Here is a 1,504-nt window from a genome sequence, read left to right as displayed (position 1 = left end):
TTTTTAACCTTCGGCTCTCTGGCCTGATGTTTCGCGCTGTCGTGGGTGGACACGAAGACGGCCTTCGGTGATCATGTCGTCTCGCCAAAGAAGAACATGACTCACAACCGAAGGCCGTGATGAGCAGTGTGCCCGACCCCGCTGGCCGCGTCGAGTCGCTGCGGCGACTCGCAGAGTTCCGGGAAGAGTTTTACGCCTGTCTGACCCGTCGGGCGGACGCCCTGTTCGAGCTGACCGACGCGGTGTTGTGCGCGGATGGCCCGGTGGACAGCTTGGTCGGATTGAGCCTGACCGCCGAACATCGCCGCGGTCATGGGGCGCTCTACGATGCGGTCAACCACGGGCGTCTGGAACTGGCCCGGTTGCGCCGAGCCGTGGCCGCGTTGCCGGTCCCGCTGGCCGCTGACGGGCGGATCGTGCTTGCGGTGGACGTGTCCGCGTGGCTGCGCCGGGAAGCCCACACCAGCCCGGACCGGCTCTACTGCCACGTGACCGGGCAGACCCGCGCCCAGGACCAGCGGATCCCCGGCTGGCCGTATTCGATCGTGGCCGCCCTGGAGACCGGCGCTACCTCCTGGACCGCCCTGCTCGACGCGGTCCGGCTCGGTCCGGCCGACGACGAGACGGCCGTGACCTGTGCGCAGGTGCGCCAGGTCGTGGACCGGCTGATCACCGCCGGACACTGGCGTGCGGGTGACCCGCCGATCCTGATCGTGGCCGACTCAGGCTACGACTCCGCCCGCCTGACCCACGACCTGCGTGATCTGCCGGTCGAGATCCTCGGGCGGCTGCGTTCCAGCCGGGTGATGCGCCTACCGGCACCGGCCCGCACCCCGACCACGATCGGCCGGCCTCGCCACCACGGCCCGGAACTGCGGTTGTCCGACGAGACCACCTGGCCCCAGCCAACCCACCACACCCACACCGCCACCTCCCGCTACGGCACCGCACAAGCCCTCGCCTTCAACCGGGTACATCCCCGGCTGACCCGCCGCGCCGCCTGGATCAGCCACACCGGACCGCTGCCGATCCTGGAAGGCACTCTGCTGCGGCTGACCGTCGACCGCGTCCCCTCCGGTCACCACCCCAAACCGATCTGGCTGTGGTGCTCCACGCCCGATCTGACCGCCGCCCAGGTTGATCTGCTCTGGCAGGCCTACCTACGCCGCTTTGACCTCGAGCACACCTTCCGGCTGCTCAAACAGACCCTCGGCTGGACCCGACCCCGCCTGCGCGATCCGAACGCGGCCGACACCTGGACCTGGCTGATCCTCACCGCACACACCCAACTACGGCTGGCCCGCGGCCTCACCGACGACCTGCGCCGTCCCTGGGAACGACCCGCCGACCCCACCCGACCCGAACGCCTGAGCCCCGCCCGGGTCCGCCGCGGGTTTCGGAACCTCCGGCCGAAGACCAGCCATCCCGCACAGGCACCAAAACCCACCCGGCCAGGCCCCGGACGCCCACCCGGCAGCCCCAACCGACACCGCGCACCCCGCCA

General features: G+C 70.2%; 1 protein-coding gene. It reads left to right on the top strand.

The window, feature by feature from the left end; all coding sequences use genetic code 11:
* Nucleotides 1-119 precede the first annotated feature (119 nt).
* Nucleotides 120-1,504: NF041680 family putative transposase (locus ABGB16_RS33655; RefSeq protein ID WP_347672089.1), on the top strand; the 1,385-nt coding region annotated here is incomplete at its 3' end.

It is taken from the genome of Micromonospora sp. B11E3, from assembly GCF_039871625.1.
GTDB lineage: Bacteria > Actinomycetota > Actinomycetes > Mycobacteriales > Micromonosporaceae > Micromonospora.
This window is presented reverse-complemented; position numbering and strand designations above follow the sequence as displayed.